At 65.5% G+C, this 18,137-nt stretch carries 15 protein-coding genes; 9 read left to right on the plus strand and 6 right to left on the minus strand.

Going from position 1 to position 18,137, the window contains the following annotated elements; all coding sequences use genetic code 11:
- Positions 1–96: 96 nt before the first annotated feature.
- Positions 97–1,053: a helix-turn-helix domain-containing protein gene (locus O6P39_RS21300; RefSeq protein ID WP_275608405.1), complete on the plus strand. Its 957-nt coding sequence runs from the start codon at positions 97–99 to the stop codon at positions 1,051–1,053.
- Positions 1,054–1,145: 92 nt separating this feature from the next.
- On the opposite strand, the gene pcsA is transcribed toward O6P39_RS21300, so the two are convergent.
- The 5 genes from pcsA to O6P39_RS21325 all read right to left on the minus strand — a co-directional run bounded on the left by pcsA (position 1,146) and on the right by O6P39_RS21325 (position 6,407).
- The gene (gene pcsA / locus O6P39_RS21305) at positions 1,146–1,862 is read right to left on the minus strand and encodes a phosphatidylcholine synthase (RefSeq protein WP_275608406.1); all 717 of its coding nucleotides are present in this window, start codon (positions 1,860–1,862) and stop codon (positions 1,146–1,148) included.
- A gap of 309 nt (positions 1,863–2,171) precedes the next feature.
- Complete coding sequence (locus O6P39_RS21310; RefSeq protein WP_275608407.1) at positions 2,172–2,948, minus strand: amino acid ABC transporter ATP-binding protein; 777 nt, start codon at positions 2,946–2,948, stop codon at positions 2,172–2,174.
- 12 nt (positions 2,949–2,960) lie between these two features.
- Entirely contained in the window at positions 2,961–4,058 is a 1,098-nt protein-coding gene (locus O6P39_RS21315) for an amino acid ABC transporter permease (RefSeq protein ID WP_275608408.1), read from the minus strand.
- A 10-nt stretch (positions 4,059–4,068) separates the two neighbouring features.
- On the minus strand, positions 4,069–5,253 hold the full coding sequence (locus tag O6P39_RS21320) for an amino acid ABC transporter permease (protein WP_275608409.1): 1,185 nt from the start codon (positions 5,251–5,253) through the stop codon (positions 4,069–4,071).
- Positions 5,254–5,378: 125 nt separating this feature from the next.
- The gene (locus O6P39_RS21325) at positions 5,379–6,407 is read right to left on the minus strand and encodes an amino acid ABC transporter substrate-binding protein (protein WP_275608410.1); all 1,029 of its coding nucleotides are present in this window, start codon (positions 6,405–6,407) and stop codon (positions 5,379–5,381) included.
- A 514-nt stretch (positions 6,408–6,921) separates the two neighbouring features.
- Between O6P39_RS21325 and O6P39_RS21330 the strand changes: the two genes are divergently transcribed.
- From O6P39_RS21330 to O6P39_RS21365, 8 genes are all read left to right on the plus strand, one after another.
- On the plus strand, positions 6,922–7,575 hold the full coding sequence (locus O6P39_RS21330; RefSeq protein ID WP_275608411.1) for an alpha/beta fold hydrolase: 654 nt from the start codon (positions 6,922–6,924) through the stop codon (positions 7,573–7,575).
- A gap of 239 nt (positions 7,576–7,814) precedes the next feature.
- A complete protein-coding gene (locus tag O6P39_RS21335; protein WP_275608412.1) occupies positions 7,815–8,753 on the plus strand; it encodes a GGDEF domain-containing protein in 939 nt (312 codons plus the stop codon).
- Positions 8,754–8,846: 93 nt separating this feature from the next.
- Positions 8,847–10,004: a dipeptidase gene (locus tag O6P39_RS21340; RefSeq protein ID WP_275608413.1), complete on the plus strand. Its 1,158-nt coding sequence runs from the start codon at positions 8,847–8,849 to the stop codon at positions 10,002–10,004.
- Positions 10,005–10,146: 142 nt separating this feature from the next.
- Entirely contained in the window at positions 10,147–11,673 is a 1,527-nt protein-coding gene (gene rhlB, locus O6P39_RS21345) for an ATP-dependent RNA helicase RhlB (RefSeq protein WP_275608414.1), read from the plus strand.
- A gap of 300 nt (positions 11,674–11,973) precedes the next feature.
- Positions 11,974–13,932 (plus strand): methyl-accepting chemotaxis protein, encoded by a 1,959-nt coding sequence (locus tag O6P39_RS21350; RefSeq protein WP_275608415.1) that lies wholly within the window; start codon positions 11,974–11,976, stop codon positions 13,930–13,932.
- A gap of 183 nt (positions 13,933–14,115) precedes the next feature.
- The gene (locus tag O6P39_RS21355) at positions 14,116–15,063 is read left to right on the plus strand and encodes an ornithine cyclodeaminase family protein (protein ID WP_275608416.1); all 948 of its coding nucleotides are present in this window, start codon (positions 14,116–14,118) and stop codon (positions 15,061–15,063) included.
- Between the two features lie 13 nt (positions 15,064–15,076).
- On the plus strand, positions 15,077–16,207 hold the full coding sequence (locus tag O6P39_RS21360) for an FAD-binding oxidoreductase (RefSeq protein ID WP_275608417.1): 1,131 nt from the start codon (positions 15,077–15,079) through the stop codon (positions 16,205–16,207).
- A 69-nt stretch (positions 16,208–16,276) separates the two neighbouring features.
- Positions 16,277–16,900, plus strand: coding sequence for a transcriptional regulator (locus O6P39_RS21365; protein ID WP_275608418.1), 624 nt, complete (start codon positions 16,277–16,279; stop codon positions 16,898–16,900).
- 111 nt (positions 16,901–17,011) lie between these two features.
- On the opposite strand, the gene O6P39_RS21370 is transcribed toward O6P39_RS21365, so the two are convergent.
- Entirely contained in the window at positions 17,012–17,788 is a 777-nt protein-coding gene (locus O6P39_RS21370) for an ABC transporter substrate-binding protein (protein WP_275608419.1), read from the minus strand.
- Positions 17,789–18,137: the final 349 nt, after the last annotated feature.

Below are 18,137 nucleotides of genomic sequence, written 5' to 3' on the forward strand. Positions count from 1 at the left end.
TGGGGTTGAGCGCAGTTTCGATGAAGCCTGGGCTGGACACGATTGGCAATATCGACAAAATTATGATCGATAACGCCAAAATCGCAGTGAGACGTCATGTTCAGGATAGCCCTGTTCGTCTGCCCGCAAACGCTATGTTCCAGCCTTGGCCTGGCCATGGATGCCTTCCACCTGGCCAACCGGCTCGCCGGCCGGCGTCTCTTCGAGGTCTTGCGCGTGAGCGCCGACGGCATGCCGGTTGCCCTCTCCTTCGGACGCATTGAAGTCGAAGGCGGTCTCGACCTCGCCAGCGACTGCAGTCTGCTGCTGATCCCCGCCACCGGACCGGACGTGGCCGCCACCTGCCGCGCCAATCAACCGCTGCTCGCCTGGCTAAGCGCCGCGCCTACCGGCGTCGAACTGGGCAGCCTGTGCAGCAGCGCCTTCCTGCTCGCCGAAGCGGGAGTGCTGGATGGCCGTCGCGCCACCACCCACTGGGCGCTGGAGGCGGCCTTCCGCGAGCGTTATCCACAGGTGAACCTGGACATCGACGCGCTATGCACCGAAGACGGCGGGCGCCTCTGCTCCGGCGGCGCGCAGGCCGGGCTGGACCTGTGCCTGTACCTGATCGAACGCCACGCCGGAGCGGCCCTGGCCCGACGCGCGGCGGCCACCCTGGTGTTCGAGCATGGACGTGGCCGGCAGCGGCGCTTCACCCCGCTGCTGCCCGAGCCGGTCCCCGAAGGTTCGGCGCTGTCCCCCTTGCTGGAATGGCTGGAAGACAACTACGCCGAACCGTTCGACCTGGCCGCGCTGGCGCAGCGCGCGCATTGCTCGACGCGCACCTTGCTGCGGCGCTTCCGGGAACAGTTGGGGATGACGCCGAACGATTATGTGCAGCGCCTGCGTATCGCCTCGGCACAGGAGGCGATGGGCGACCCGGGCCGCTCGCTGGAGCGTATCGCCAGCGATATCGGCTACGCCGACCGAGCCAGCTTCGCGCGGCTGTTCAAGCAGTTGTGCGGGGAGACGCCGGGGGCCTTCCGGCAGAGGCTGATGGGACGGTCGGCGTAGAAATGTAGGAGCGAGCTTGCTCGCGAACCCGCTTGACACAGGCATCGCAGGAGAACCCGTTCGCGAGCAAGCTCGCTCCTACAGGAAGAGGATCAGTGGAACCACTCCATCGCCGTGCGCCATACGCAGACGCCGACGAAGTAGGCCGATGCGACGAACCACAGGCCCAGCAGCCAGGGTTGGTCGTGCGGCTGCTGGAGAATCAACAGCGCACTGCTGAGCATCCAGACGAAGGTCACGGCGATGTTCAGCGGCATGAACTGACGCACGCGGAACGGGTGCAGGAACTTCATCTTGGTCAGGGTCAGCGCGGCCAGCACCAGCACGGTGACGAAGCTCACCCAGGGGTGCAGGGCGAGTACGTAGAAGTACACCGCGACCACGTTCCACGCGGCCGGGAAGCCAACGAAGTAGTTGTCCTTGCTCTTCATGTTGACGTTGCAGAAGCAGAACAGCGAGGACACCAGGATCACCCCCACCGCCAGCAACTCGGTGTGCACCGGTAGCGGCACATAGCGGTAGATGAAGATCGCCGGAATGAAGACGTAGGTGAGGTAGTCGATCACCAGGTCCAGGGTGGAGCCATCGAAGTGCGGCAGTACCGCCTTGACGTCGAACTTGCGCGCCAGCGTGCCGTCCAGGCCATCCACCAGCAGGGCGACGCCCAGCCACAGCAGGCACGCCTGGGGTCGGTTGTCGACCAGAGCCAGCAGCGCCAGAAGCGCAAGGATGACACCGCTGGAGGTCACCGCATGGGCGCTCCAGGCTTTGGCTTTGCTCAGGTTCACTGGCGATAGGATCAGGTTCACGTCGGCTCTCTTCCTTCGGACGGCGATGCAGGCGAGCTACTTGAAACGTTAGCCCATCCCTGACAAACCACTGCACATGGGAACACCGACCCGCCGGCCGAGTTCAGCGCCCGCGCATCGATTCCGCCTTGGCGGCAGTGGAAAGTTCCAGCATACGCTGTCGCGGCGGCGGGGTGCCATCGGGGGAGACGAGCGTGAAGGATGGGCCTGGCGGAATACTGCCTGTAGGAGCGAGCTTGCTCGCGAACGGCATGACACCGGCGCAACCGGGGAATCCGTTCGCGAGCAAGCTCGCTCCTGCAAGATACCTCAGTGCAGGATCTGGCTGAGGAACAGCTTGGTGCGGTCCGACTTCGGATTGTCGAAGAACTGATCCGGCGGCGCCTGTTCGACGATCTCGCCCTTGTCCATGAAGATCACCCGGTTCGCCACGGTGCGGGCAAAACCCATCTCGTGGGTCACGCAGAGCATGGTCATGCCGCTCTGCGCCAGGCCGATCATGGTGTCGAGCACTTCCTTCACCATTTCCGGGTCGAGCGCCGAGGTCGGTTCGTCGAACAGCATGATCTTCGGCTTCATGCACAGCGCGCGGGCGATCGCCACGCGCTGCTGCTGGCCGCCGGAGAGTTGCCCCGGGTACTTGTTGGCCTGCTCCGGGATGCGCACGCGCTCCAGGTAATGCATGGCGATTTCCTCGGCCTGGCGCTTGGGCAGCTTGCGCACCCACATGGGCGCCAGGATGCAGTTCTGCAGCACGGTCAGGTGCGGGAACAGGTTGAAGTGCTGGAACACCATGCCGACCTCGCTGCGGATCGCCTCGATCTGCTTGAGGTCGTTGGTCAGCTCCGTGCCGTCGACCACGATGCTGCCCTGCTGGTGCTCCTCCAGGCGGTTGATGCAGCGGATGGTGGTGGACTTGCCCGAGCCGGACGGGCCGCAGAGGACGATGCGCTCGCCCTGCTTCACCTCCAGGTTGATGTCCTTGAGCACATGGAACTGGCCGTACCACTTGTTCACGCCCTTCATGGTGATCATCGTGTGATCGCCGATGGCCGGCTGTGCGGTCTTTTGGGTGGCTTCCGACATGATGACGAACTCCTAACGCTTATGGCCGGTGTCCAGCTTGCGCTCCAGGTGCATGGAGTAGCGGGACATGCTGAAACAGAAGATCCAGTAGACCGCCGCGGCGAACACATAGCCTTCGATGGCCATGCCCAGCCAGGCCGGGTCCGCGGTGGCGCGCTTGATGCTGTTGAGGAAGTCGAACAGGCCGATGATGATCACCAGGCTGGTGTCCTTGAACAGCGCGATGAAGGTGTTGACGATGCCGGGGATCACCAGCTTGAGCGCCTGCGGCAGGATCACCAGGCCCATGCTCCGCCAGTAGCCAAGCCCCATGGCGGCGGCGGCCTCGTACTGTCCCTTGGGGATCGCCTGCATGCCACCGCGCACCACCTCGGCGATGTAGGCGGCCTCGAACAGCACCACCATCACCATGGCCCGCAGCAGCTTGTCCAGGTTCATGCCTTCGGGCAGGAACAGCGGCAGCATCACCGAGGACATGAACAGCACGGTGATCAGCGGCACGCCACGCCAGAACTCGATGGTGGTGACGCAGATGACCTTGATCGCCGGCATCTTCGACCGTCGCCCCAGCGCCAGCAGGGTGCCCAGCGGCATCGCCCCGCAGATGCCGACCGCAGCGATCACCACGGTGAGCATCAGGCCGCCCCAGGAGCTGGTGGAGACGGTTTCCAGGCCGAGGAAGCCGCCGTGCAGCAGCCAGAAGGCCACCAGCGGCAAGGCCACGAGGAAGCACGCGCCGTACTTCAGTTTGTACTGGAAGCGTTTGAGGAACAGCGGCGCCGCCCCGAAGATCACGAAGAGCACGGTGAGGTCCACGCGCCAGCGCAGCTCCTCGGGGTAGAAGCCGTACATGAACTGGCCGAAGCGCGAGGCGATGAACACCCAGCAGGCGCCCTCGCGCGTGCAGTCGGCACGGGTGGCGCCGCTCCAGTTGGCCTTGATGAACGCCCACTCCAGCACCGGCGGCAGGATCAGGTACACCAGGTACAGGCCCAGCAGCGTCAGCAGGGTGTTGAACCAGCCGGAGAACAGGTTGGCGCGCAGCCAGCCGAGGACGCCCACGCTCATCGCCGGTGGCGGCAGGTCGGGCTTGAAGGTATGAGTTGCCATCGAAGCCTCCCTATCTCTCGATCAGCGCGATGCGCTTGTTGTACCAGTTCATCAGCAGCGAAATGCTGATGCTGATGGCCAGGTACACGCTCATGGTGATGGTCATGGTCTCGATGGCCTGGCCGGTCTGGTTGAGCACCGTGCCGGCGAACAGCGAGACCATGTCCGGGTAGCCGATGGCGGCCGCCAGCGAGGAGTTCTTCGCCAGGTTCAGGTACTGGCTGGTCAGCGGCGGAATGATCACCCGCAGCGCCTGCGGGATGATCACCAGGCGCAGGATCTGCCCCGGTCGCAGGCCGAGGGAGCCGGCGGCCTCGGTCTGGCCGTGGCTGACCGCCTGGATGCCCGCGCGCACGGTCTCGCCGATGAAGGCGGCGGTGTACACCGACAGCGCCAGGATGATCGACACCAGCTCCGGGATCACCACCCAGCCGCCACGGAAGTTGAAGCCCTGCAGCACCGGCACGTCCCAGTGGAACGGCGCGCCGGCGAACAGCGATACCAGCGCCGGCAGCAGGATCAGCAACGCCAGGCCGCTGAGGAACACCGGGAAGGTCTTGCCGGTGGCATGGCGGCGGGCCTTGGCCCACTTCCAGATCACCGCCCAGCCGACCAGCGCCAGGACGAATGCGACGATGAACGGCCCCAGGCCGTCGGCGGCCATCGGTTCGGGCATCTGCAGGCCGCGGTTGTTGACGAAGAACAGGTTGCCGAAGCTGATGCTCTGCCGGGGGCCGGGCAGCGGCCCGAGCACGGCGAAGTACCAGAAGAAGATCTGCAGCAGCGGCGGGATATTGCGGAAAGTCTCGATGTACAGGGTCGCCAGCTTGCGGATCAGCCAGTTGCGCGACAGCCGCGCCACGCCGAGGATGAAGCCGATGACGGTGGCGAAGAAGATGCCGACCACCGTGACCAGCAACGTGTTCAGCAGGCCGACCAGGAACACCCGGCCATAGGTGTCGCTCTCGCTGTAGTCGATCAGGTGCTGGGAGATACCGAATCCGGCGCTGTTCTGCAGGAACCCGAAGCCGGACTGGATGCCCCGGTGCGCCAGGTTGGTCTGGGTGTTATCGAAGAGAAACCAGCCGACCGCGACAACGACGATCACCGCGATGACCTGGAAGGCCCAGGCACGGACCGTGGGATCGGTGAGCGAGAACCCTCGCGGACGCTGGGCTTTGATGGAATTCTGCATGTAAGCCCTCTCGGAATCCTCCGCAAGCGGGCACGGGGCTACGCCCGCGTCGCCAGCGGAGGCTTCACGTCATCAGAAACAGGGCCGGCGCCCACCATCAGGGCGCCGGGCACACACGGGAAGGGTCAGCGCACCGGCGGTGCGTACTGCAGACCACCCTTGTTCCACTGGGCGTTGAGGCCACGCTTGATCTTCAGCTCGCTGCCGTCGCCGACGTTGCGGTCGAAGATCTCGCCGTAGTTACCCACTTGCTTGACGATCTGTACCACCCAGTCCTTGGACAGTTTCAGATCCTTGCCGTAGTCGCCTTCAGCGCCGAGCAGGCGGGCGACGTCCGGGTTCTTGGTGTTCTTGGCCATCTCCTCGACGTTCTTCGAGTTCACGCCCAGTTCTTCGGCGTTGAGCAGCGCGAAGAGCGTCCAGCGCGCGATGTGGAACCACTCCTCGTCACCCTGGCGTACCGCCGGGGCCAGCGGCTCCTTGGAGATGACTTCCGGCAGCACCACGTAGTCATCCGGCTTGGCCAGCTTGATGCGCTGGGCGTAGAGCTGCGACTGGTCGGAGGTCAGCACGTCGCAACGGCCGGACTCCAGCGACTTGGCGCTCTCGTCGGAGGTGTCGTAGGTGATGGGGGTGTACTTGAGGTTGTTGGAGCGGAAGTAGTCGGACAGGTTCAGCTCGGTGGTGGTGCCCGCCTGGATGCACACGGTGGCGCCGTCGAGCTCCTTGGCGCTGGAAACGCCGAGCTTCTTGTTCACCAGGAAGCCCTGGCCGTCGTAGTAGGTCACGCCGACGAAGCTCAGGCCCATGGCGCTGTCGCGCGAACTGGTCCAGGTGGAGTTGCGCGAGAGGATATCAATCTCGCCGGACTGCAGCGCGGTGAAGCGCTCCTTGGCGGTCAGCGGACTGAACTTGACCTTGCTGGCGTCGCCGAACACGGCGGCGGCCACGGCACGGCAGACATCGACGTCGATGCCCTTGTACTGCCCTTTGGCGTCGGCGTAGGAGAAGCCCGGAAGACCGTCACTGATACCGCACTGCACGTAGCCTTTCTTCTTCACTGCATCCAGGGTGGCACCCGCGTGAGCGAGGCCGCTGATACCGAACAGGGCGGCGGTAGTCAGCACAGCCAGGGTGGATTTCACCATCTTCATCGATCTTCTCCGTTGCTTTTTTAGTGTTCTGGAGTCCCGGTTCCACCGCCGTACCCTCGTGAGGCACAAGCAAGACCACTGACGGGATGGAGACCTAAGGGTGAGTCTAGTCGGCTCTCGGAATCCGCACCGAGGCATTGCAGACGTCCCCCGAGCCCGCAGGTGATGCGGGCTGGAACGGGTATAAGAGATCATTGCGCATGAAGGCGAAGACCCGTCGCGCCAACCGATGACCACGGCGGACGACGACGGGCCCTGAAGCGGCCCAAGGCCCTTGCCACCCCGCTTGCGGTACAGCTTTCCGGATGGGGTCGGTAAAGTGTTACCGCAAACGGGGTGGCAAAGCCTGGAACCTGAGATAGCAAGGGCCGTACCAGCTCCGCGTCGCCGCCATCAATCCGCCAGCGTCAAGCCCCGCAAGTTATGGCAATGCGACATCTTCTTGCACAACACTTCCGACAGTTTTCGCGCGCGGTGCGCCTTTGCAGAGCGCCCGCCCCACTCTGGAGCCTCCATGACCCAGCCCCTGATCCTCGAACCCTCCCGCCCGGCCGACGCCTGCGTCATTTGGTTGCACGGCCTGGGGGCCGACCGTTACGACTTCGAGCCGGTAGCACAACTGCTGCAGCGCAGCTTCAGCAGCACCCGCTTCATCCTCCCGCAGGCGCCAACCCGGCCGGTCACGGTGTTCAACGGCATGCCCGCACCGAGCTGGTACGACATCCTCGCCATGGCGCCGGCCCGCGCCATCGACCAGGCCCAGCTGGACGCCTCGGCCGACAGCGTGATCGCGCTGATCCAGGGCCAGCTCGACCAGGGCATCGAGGCCCGCCGCATCATCCTCGCCGGTTTCTCCCAGGGCGGCGCCGTGGTGCTGCACACCGGCTACCTGCGCTGGAACGGCGAACTGGGCGGCGTCATGGCGCTGTCCACCTATGGCCCGACCTTCGGGAACGACGTCAGCATCCCCGCGCCCCAACGGCAACTGCCCGCGCTCTGCCTGCACGGCACGCTCGACGACGTGGTGACGCCCGACATGGGCCGCACCGCGTACGACTTCCTGATCGGCAATGGCGTCCCGGCGCAGTGGCGCACCTATCCGATGAGCCATGAAGTGAGCAACGAGGAGCTCGGCGACATCGCCGCGTGGCTGCGCGAACGCCTCTGACCCCTCCTCCGCAGGAGCCAGGCCCGGCGCACGGCCACTGGAGGCCGGGCGTGCCGGCGCCATCAGGTGGAGTGGCTGGAGAGCTGATGGATCGCCGGGCCGACCGCCGGTCGGCCCGGCGTGAAGCCAGATTGCCAGTATCCAAATCTGATTAATACTGATGGCTCAATGTGCGAATTGGACTACTAGGGAGAGTCGGTCGTGCACATCATCAGCTCCTTCCCCGCCTCCATTGCGCCATGAAGCCCGCGCAATGGACGGAGGATATCCAGCAACTGCAGCACCTTCGCCTGTTCCAGAACGTGGCTGCGGCCAGCCTGCAACAGCTGCTGAAGGACTTCCGCGCCTGCGAACTGGAAGCCGGTGAAATCCTCCTCTCCCCGTTCAACCGCAACCACTTCCTTTATATGGTCCTGCACGGCCAGTTGAAGGTGTACCTGGGTTCGCTCGACAACCAGCCGGTCACCACCCTCAACCCCGGCGACTGCGCCGGCGAGATCAGCTTCATCGACAACGACCACCCTTCCGCCTACGTGGTGGCTGCCGAACCGACCACCGTCCTGCGCCTGCATCGCGAGTCACTGATCAGCCTCTTCCAGCACTCCCCGCAGGTAATGCAGAACCTCCTGGGCGTGCTTTGCGAAAAAGTGCGCCAGGGCAACCGGATCATTCTCGACACCGAGCAGAACGCCAACATCGACACCCTGACCGGGCTGTTCAACCGGCGCTGGCTGGAGCACATCTACGACCGCGAAAGCACCCGCTGCGCGTTCAACGAACACCCGCTGTGCCTGCTCATGCTGGATGTCGACCACTTCAAGGACTACAACGACGAACACGGCCATCTGGCCGGCGACTACGCCCTCTGCCTGGTCGCCCACACCCTGCGCAGCCAGTTGCGCCCCAAGGACAGCATGGCGCGCTACGGCGGCGAGGAGTTCGTCATCCTGCTCCCGGAAATCGGCGTGGAAGAGGCCCGGCGCATCGGCAACCGGTTGCGCCAGAGCCTGGAGCAGGTGAAGACCTTCTATTCGCCGATGGGCGTGCTGCCCGGCGTCACCGTATCCCTGGGCCTGGCCCAGATGGACTACCAGGAAACCCTGCCGAACCTGATCCTGCGGGCCGACAGTGCGCTCTACCAGGCCAAGCAGGAAGGCCGCAACCGCCTGGTGGGCTGACCTGCCCGCACAAGCCGCGCGGATTTCCCGCGCCTGTCCGTCCCGACCTTTGCTAGAGTCCGCGCACTAGAACAAGACAGCCGGGAAGCTGACATGCGCAAAACCCTGATCGTGTTGCTATTGCTGGTGGCCGTTGGCCTGGGGATTTTCTTCAACCTGCCGGCCTACCTGGACCGCAAGATGAACACCGTGGCCAGCCCGCCACCCTACCCCGCCTCGGAATCCGCGACCGCCCTGCACAACACACTGTTCGTCGCCGACCTGCACGACGACGCCCTGCTCTGGGACCGCAACCTGCTGGACCGCCACGACCACGGCCACACCGACCTGCCGCGCCTGCTCGAAGGCCACGTCGGCCTGCAGGTGTTCTCCACCGTCACCAAGACCCCGCGCGGCCTGAACTACGAACGCAATGGCGCCGACAGCGACAACATCACCCCGCTGGTCATCGCCCAGCGCTGGCCGGCCCGCACCTGGAACAGCCTGCTCGAACGTGCCCTCTATCAGGCCGAACTGCTCGACAAGGCCGCCGCAGACAGCCTGGGCAAGCTCACCCTGATCCGCAGCCGCGACGACCTCGCGCGCTACCTCGCCGCCTGGCAGAAGGATCCGAATCAGCTCGCCGGGGTGCTCGCCACCGAAGGCCTGCACCCGCTGGAAGGCAAACTGGAAAACATCGACCGCATGTACGACGCGGGCTTCCGCATCATGGGCCTGACCCACTTCTTCGACAACGAAGTCGGCGGCTCCGCCCACGGCCTGAAAAAGGGTGGCCTGACGCCCTTCGGCCGCCAGGTGATCGCCCGTCTGGAAGAGAAGAAGATGCTGGTGGACCTGGCGCACGCCTCCCGCGCCCTGATCGATGACGTGCTGGCCATCGCCACCCGCCCGGTGCTGGTCTCCCACACCGGCGTCGAGGGCACCTGCCCAGGCGTCCGCAACCTGACCGACGCCCACCTGCAACGCATCGCCGCCACCGGCGGGCTGATCGGCATCGGCTACTGGGACGGCGCCGTGTGCGACACCTCGGTCAAGGCCATCGTCAAGGCCATCCGCTACGCCGCCGACAAGGTCGGTGTTCAGCACATCGCGCTGGGCTCGGACTTCGACGGCGCCGTACACACGCCCTTCGACACCAGCGGCCTGGCACAACTGACCCAGGGCCTGGCGGAAGCCGGATTCAGCCAATCGGACATCGCCGCCATCATGGGTGGCAACGTGCGTCGCCTGCTGCTGGAAACGCTGCCCTGAGAGCCTGCTGCCGTTTCGCCGCACCGCGTCGAAACGGCATCCGCCCCGCCCGTCAAGCCCGCGAAATCCTGTGGCACTTCGCCCTGCGGGCATCTTGCATTACACTGGCGGCCGTTCATTCCTTAACCAGTACGAGACCACCGTGCTCAAAGCACTCAAGAAAATCTTCAGCAAGGGCGAGGGCGAGCAGCCCGTCGCCACGCCGGCAGCCCCCGCCCCCGCTGCCTCCGAGCCCGCCCAGAGCGGCGAGAAGCGTCCGCGCAAACCGCGCAATCCGCGTCCTGAAGGCGAAGCCGCCGAGAAGCAGGCCCGCGCCCCCAAAGGCGACAAACCCCGCGCCGAGCGTTCCGAGAAAGCCGAACGCGGCGAAAAGACCGAGCGCACCGACAAGCCTCGCGAGCCCAAGGCCGACAAGCCGCGCCGCGAGCGCAAACCGCGTCCGCCGGTGGTGGACAACTGGAAGCTGGAAGACTTCGTGGTGGAGCCGGCCGAAGGCAAGACCCGTTTCCACGACTTCAACCTCGACCCGCGTCTGATGCATGCCATCCATGACCTGGGCTTCCCCTACTGCACGCCGATCCAGGCGCAGGTGCTGGGTTACACCCTCCGCGGCCAGGACGCCATCGGCCGCGCCCAGACCGGCACCGGCAAGACCGCCGCGTTCCTCATCTCGATCATCACCCAGTTGCTGCAGACCCCGCCGCCGAAAGAGCGCTACATGGGCGAGCCGCGCGCGCTGATCATCGCGCCGACCCGCGAGCTGGTGGTGCAGATCGCCAAGGACGCCGTGGGCCTGGCCAAGTACACCGGCCTGAACGTGATGAGCTTCGTCGGCGGCATGGACTTCGACAAGCAGCTCAAGACCCTGGAATCGCGCTTCTGCGACATCCTGGTCGCCACCCCGGGCCGCCTGCTGGACTTCAACCAGCGCGGCGAGGTGCACCTGGACATGGTCGAGGTGATGGTGCTGGACGAAGCCGACCGCATGCTCGACATGGGCTTCATCCCGCAGGTCCGCCAGATCATCCGCCAGACCCCGTACAAGGGCGAGCGCCAGACCCTGCTGTTCTCCGCCACCTTCACCGACGACGTGATGAACCTGGCCAAGCAGTGGACGGTCGATCCGGCCATCGTCGAGATCGAGCCGGAGAACGTCGCCAGCGATACCGTCGAACAGCACGTCTATGCCGTGGCCGGCAGCGACAAGTACAAGCTGCTGTACAACCTGATCGCGCAGAACGACTGGACCCGCGTGATGGTCTTCGCCAACCGCAAGGACGAGGTGCGCCGCATCGAGGAACGCCTGACCAAGGACGGCATCAGCGCCGCCCAGATGTCCGGCGACGTGCCGCAGCACAAGCGCATCAAGGTCCTGGAAGGCTTCCGTGAAGGCAAGATCCGCGTCCTGGTCGCCACCGACGTCGCCGGTCGCGGCATCCACGTCGACGGCATCAGCCACGTGATCAACTTCACCCTGCCGGAAGACCCGGACGACTACGTGCACCGCATCGGCCGTACCGGCCGCGCCGGCACCACCGGTACCTCCATCAGCTTCGCCGGCGAGGACGATGCCTTCGCCCTGCCGCCGATCGAGGAACTGCTGGGCCGCAAGATCAACTGCGAGATGCCGCCCACCGAGCTGCTCAAGCCGGTACCGCGCAAGCACTGATCCGCTGCTGCACCACAAGAAGGCGAAGCCACACGGCTTCGCCTTTTTTGTTTCCACGTTGCGTTACGTCCGGTGACGCCTTCGCCTCCCTCCCCCTTCCCGCGCCGCTCATTCATCCCGCCGGACCCGCCGGGACGACCTGGCGTCGGCCCCCGCAAACAATGGCAACACGCCATCCTCCGGCGTAGGCGCCAGTCGCGCGCCCTTTTCGATCATTTTTATTTACAGTCGTAAATTAATTCGCACGCTTCTTGCACAGCAAGCGAGAACAAGTCCAAGAAACCTCGGCGGAATCCTCCCATGTCCCTGCGCGCCAAACTTGCCCTCAGTTTCCTGTCGATCGGCCTGCTTCCCGTACTGGTGATGGCCATCGTGGTCTACCTCCAGGCCAGTCGAGCCCTCGAAGAGCAAAGCCTGAATGCCCTGGAGGCAGTCGCCAGCATCAAGCAGCGGCAATTGATGGATGCCTGGAAAGCGCGACACGACCAGCTCAGCAGCCTCGCCAACAACCTCGGCAGCAACTACGCGGGCCTCGACAGCGACGCCCTGGTGACCACCGCCAACTACGACCGCCCGGTGTTCGAGAACTTCATCAAGACCTTCGGCTACCGCGAGCTGCGCCTGGTGGCCGGCGACGGCACCGTGGTCTTCAGCCTCGGGCGCGGCGCCGACTACCAGCAGAACATCGGTTCTCCGACCTGGCGGGACACGCCGTTCGGGCGCTTCATCCGCTCGGCCCTGGACAGTGGCAAGGCCAGCATCAGCGACCTGGAGCCCGCGCTGGACGACCAGCAACCGGTGCAATGGCTGGCCACTCCGATCAAGGAGAACGACCAGCTGAAACTGCTGCTCGTCCTGGAACTGCCGCTCACGGCGATCAACGAAGTGATGCAGAACCGCCAGGGCTTGGGCGACGCCGGGGAAACCTACCTGGTGGGCGGCGATGGCAGCCTGCGCTCGGACTCGGTTCGCTTCGCCGATCACCACGTGCGCCGCGACAAGGAAAGCCCCGCTCCCTTGCCCGGCCAGGCCATCGAGAAAGCCCTCGCCGGTGAGCAAGGGCGCCTCGCCGAAACCGGCCTGAGCAACGAGCCGGCGCTGAAATCCTTCGTCCCGCTGAACCTCGACGGCCTGCACTGGGCGCTGGTGGCGGAGATGGACCAGGACCAGGCCTTCGCCCCGGTGCGCAAACTGATGTGGCAGATCCTCGTGCTCGGCCTGCTGACCCTGGTCGGCGTGGCCGCCGGCACCTGGCTGGTCAGCCGCAGTGTGATGCGCCCGCTGGGCGGCGAGCCGGCCAGCATGGCCGCTCTGGCCCAACGCCTGGCCAACGGCGAATTGCGCCTCAGCGACGATGCCAGCGCCAGCAGCGGCCTGATGCAGGCCCTGCGCGAAATGACCGCGGCCTGGCGCCAGGTGGTCGAGCGCCTGCGCCAGGCCAGCGAAGCCGTGGGCGATGCCAGCGGCGACATCCTCGACGCCGCCGGTCGCACCAGCAATCACCTGGACCAGCAGCAGGAAGCGCTGGAAATGGTGGTCAGCGCCGTCGACCAGATGGCCGCCACCGTGCAGGAGATCGCCGGCAGCGCCAGCCGCAGCGCCGATGGCAGCGCCGCCGCGCGAGAGGCCTTCACCGCCATGCAGGACACGCTGCAACACATGATCGGCCGTCAGGACCAATTGCTCACCGGCCTGCGCCAGGCCGATGGCGTGGTGCAGACGCTGGCCGGCGAAAGCCAGCAGATCGGCTCGGTGCTGGACGTCATCCGCTCCATTGCCGAACAGACCAACCTGCTCGCCCTCAACGCCGCCATCGAGGCCGCCCGCGCCGGCGAAGCGGGCCGTGGTTTCGCCGTGGTCGCCGACGAGGTCCGCAACCTTGCCCAGCGCACCCGTAGCGCCACGGACGAGATCGTCGCCATCGTCGGCAGCCTCGGCGATTCCTCCGTCCAGGCCCAGTCGAGCATGAGCGGCGCCAGCGAACAGGCGCGCACCCTGGAACAGGACACCCAGGCGGTACTGGAAACCCTCGGCGTGCTCGACGAGTCCCTGCAGGGCGTACACGCCATGGCCTTCCAGATCGCTGCGGCAGCCGAACAGCAGGCCGCCACGACCCAGGAAGTGAACCAGCACATGCACCGCCTGAGCGACATGACCGTGGAAAACCGCAAGACCGCCGCCCACACCCGCGACTGTGGCGAGCACCTGCGCCGCGTGGCGGGCGGTCAGCAGGAACTGGTAGCGCAGTTCAAGCTGTGACCGCCCGAGCCCTTCCATTGTAGGAGCGAGCTTGCTCGCGAACCGCACCACACCGGAATCACCGGCAGAATGCGTTCGCGAGCAAGCTCGCTCCTACGAAGAGCCGCAGCCGACCACCCGCTCTTGCCGAGCAAGACAATAGAGTCCAGAATGGAAAAATAAATCCACATTTGGAGTCTCGCCATGTCTGCCGCCACGCCCCTCACCCTCAACCAGGCCGACGCCGAGCGCCTGCTCGAACAGGTCGACGTGCTCCAGGCGATGCGCGACATGTTCGCCGAGCTGGCCGGCGGCAACGCAGTGCAACCCGCGCAGCAACTGGTGGAATTCCCCAACGGCGGCGGCGACTTCATCAACTACCTGGGCGTGCTGGCTTCGCAGAAGGTCTACGGCGTGAAGACCTCGCCGTACATCGTGCGCCAGCCCAAATCGCTGGTCACCGCGTGGAGCCTGCTGATGTCCATGGAGACCGGCCAGCCGCTGCTGCTGTGCGACGCCGGCAGCCTGACCACCGCACGCACCGCCGCCACCACCGCCCTGGCGGTGCAGGAACTGGCGCGCCCCGATGCCAAGCACCTGGTCATCGTCGGCAGCGGCCCGGTCGCCCGCGCGCACCTGCGCTATGTCGCCGGCCTGCGCGAGTGGCAGAGCATCCGTGTCTACTCGCCGAACCTGAGCGCAGGCGTGCTGGCCCAGTTCGGCGCCATCGACTCCCGCGCCGAACCGGCCACCAGTATCGAAACCGCCGTGGCCGATGCCGACGTGGTGCTGCTGTGCACCTCCTCCGGCACCCCGGTGCTCGACCCAGCGATCCTTACCAAGCCGGCGCTGATCACCTCCATCAGCACCAACGTCGCCCGCGCCCACGAAGTCCCGCCGCACTCCCTGGCGCAGATGGACGTGTACTGCGACTACCGCGCCACCACCCCGGCCTCCGCCGGCGAGATGCGCCTGGCCCGCGACGAGCACGGCTGGGACGGCAGCATCTGCGGCGACCTGCCGGAACTGGTCAGCGGCCGCGCCGCCAAGCCGGACTACCAGCGCCACGCCTTCTTCCGCTCCATCGGCCTGGGCCTGGAAGACGTCGCCCTGGCCAATGCGCTCTACCACCTCCAGACCAAGAACGCCTGAGCCGGAGACGAACATGATCGAAGTCGACTTCCTCATCATCGGCGGCGGCATTGCCGGCGCCTCCACCGGCTACTTCCTCTCCCGTCACGGCAAGGTCGCCGTGCTGGAGCGCGAATCCCACGCCGGTTACCACTCCACCGGCCGTTCGGCGGCGCTCTACACCGTCGCCTACGGCACGCCGCAGGTCCGCGCGCTGACCGCCGCCAGCCGCGCCTTCTTCGACAATCCGCCCGAAGGCTTCGTCGAACACCCGATCCTCACCCCGCGCGGCGAGATGACCGTGGACTTCGAAGGCAACCCGGAAGAGCTCCAGCGCCAGTACGAGAGCGCCCGCGCCAGCGTGCCGGAAATGCGCCTGCTGGACGCCGACGAGGCCTGCGCCATCGTCCCGGTACTGCGCCGCGAGAAGGTCCACGGCGCGATGATCGACCCCAGCGCCGCCGACATCGACACCGACGGCCTACTGCAGGGCTACCTGCGCGGCATTCGCCGCAACGGCGGCAGCGTCCAGCTGGACAGCGAAGCCCTGGAAATCAGCCGCATCGACGGCAGCTGGGAAGTGCGTTGCGCGCAGGAAACCTACCGTGCGCCCGTGCTGGTCAACGCCGCCGGCGGCTGGTGCGACAAGATCGCCGAACTGGCCGGCGTCGCCCCGCTGGGGCTCACGCCCAAGCGCCGCGCGGCCTTCCTGTTCAGCCCGCCCGAAGGCGTCGACAGCCACTCCTGGCCGGTGCTGGTGAGCCTGGACGAATCCTTCTACTTCAAGCCCGACGCCGGCATGCTGCTGGGCTCGCCGGCCAACGCCGACCCGGTGGAAGCCCACGACGTGCAGCCCGAAGAGCTGGACATCGCCCTGGGTATCTACCAGATCGAGGAACACACCACCCTGAGCATCCGCCGGCCGAGCCACACCTGGGCGGGTCTGCGTTCGTTCTTCGCCGATGGCGACCTGGTCTCCGGCTACGATCCGGCCACACCCGGCTTCTATTGGGTCGCTGGCCAGGGCGGCTACGGCATCCAGACCTCGGCGGCGATGGGTGAAGCCAGCGCCACGCTGATCCGCGGGGAAGCGCTGCCCGAGCATCTGACGCGCCACGGCCTGACCGCCGAGATGCTCTCGCCGGCACGCCTGCTGCAGAACTGACCGTGACAGCCCGCGGGCGCTTGCGGCACACTCGCCAGCGCCCGCCCCACCGCCCCGAGAGCCTTGCCCATGACCGCTGCTGATCCGCTGGACAACTACAAGGCCATCGCCGACGCCATCGCCGCCCTGTTCTTCCCCCACGCCGAAGTGGTCATCCACGACCTGCGCAACCAGCGCGTGGCCTACCTGGCCAACAACATCTCCAAACGCGAGATCGGCGACGACTCGGCCCTGGAAGACATGCTCGAAGGCGGTCACGACGAACGCAACATCGGCCCCTATGAGAAGCTCAACTGGGACGGGCAGAAGATCCGCTCCATCAGCACCGTGCTGCGCGACGCCAAGGGCGAGCCGCTGGCGGTGCTGTGCATCAACCTCAACATCACCCTGTTCGAAACCGCCAAGGCGGCGCTGGACCTGTTCCTGTCCTCGAGCAAGATCGTGCCGCAACCCGATGCGCTGTTCCGCGATGATTGGCAGGAGCGCATCAATACCTTCCTCCATGCCTGGTTGCGGCAGCGCCAGTTGAGCCTGTCCACCCTAAGTCGCGACCACAAGCGCGAGCTGGTCCTGGCGCTGCATGCGGAGGGTGCATTCAAGGGCAAGAGCGCGGCGAACTATGTGGCCAATGTGCTGAACATGGGGCGGGCGACGGTTTACAAGCATTTGAAGGAGTTGAAGGAGGAGGTGTGAGCCGACTCCTTCCCGCGATTTATTCTCCGGTTCGCGAGCAAGCTCGCTCCTACGAAAGGCAAAATAAAAAGGCCGCCCAAAGGCGGCCTTTCCTGCAACTCAACGGGCAGATCAATCCCCGTAGATATCGCTCTTGAAGTACTTGCCTTCAATTTCCTTGTACTTGCCATTAGCCCGCAGCGCATCGATGGCGGCGTTGAGTTGGCCGACCAGCTCGGTATTGCCCTTGCGCACCGCGATACCAGCGCCCTCGCCGAAGTACTTCGGATCCTTGAACTCCGGCCCAATGAAGGCGAAGCCCTTGCCGCGCTCGGTTTGCAGGAAACCGATCTCCAGCGGAATGGAGTCGGCGAAGGTGCCATCCAGACGGCCTGCGACCAGGTCCAGGTAGATCTCATCCTGGCTGGTGTAGCGCACGACGTTGGCGCCGGCCTTGCCCAGTACCTCGGTGGCGAAACGGTCGGCGGTGGAGCCGCGCTGCACGCCAATGTTCTTGCCCTTGAGCTGGCTGAACTGGTCATCCAGTTGCGAGCCTTCCTTCATCACCAGGCGGCCCGGGGTGAAGTAGTACTTGTGGGTGAAGTCCACCGAGCGCTTGCGCTCGTCGGTGATGGTGATGGACGACAGCGCGGCGTCGATCTTGCGCACCTTCAGCGAGGGGATCAGGCCGTCGTACTCCTGCTCGATCCACTGGCACTTGCGCTTCATCTGCTCGCACAGGGCGTTGCCGATATCGTAGTCGAAGCCGGCGATGCCGCCCTCGGGCGTCTTGTAGGCGAAGGGTGGGTACGCCGCCTCGATGCCGATGCGCAGCGGCTTGTCGTCAGCGTGGGAGAAGGTGGCAAAGGCAGCCAGCATCAGGCCGCCCAGCAGGGCTTTACGATTCATCGATGAACTCCGTGGCGTAGTCTGGGAACCCGGCAGCCGTGCGCCGGTACCGCGTTGGCAGTGCACAGGAAGAGCTTGGCTCGTCCGGGGTCGCGGCGCAGAACGCCGCAGCAGCATTGCCTTGCTCTTACCCAGGCGACCGTCTTGTTGTTGTTCGTCCATGCGTGCCATCACGCATAAACTTAAAATCCAATCTGGACTAAAAAGTACAGAACGTCAATCTGTCCTGCGACCGTCCGGCGCACTCTCCTTTGCTGCCCCGCCGCTACTCCTTCGGAGGAATGTCGGCCGCGGGTCGCTGGCCTTAGGCTGGACGTGTTCCAGCCAATCCGAGGAGGAGTCGAACAGT

The organism is Pseudomonas sp. PSE14, from assembly GCF_029203285.1.
Classification (GTDB): Bacteria; Pseudomonadota; Gammaproteobacteria; order Pseudomonadales; family Pseudomonadaceae; genus Pseudomonas.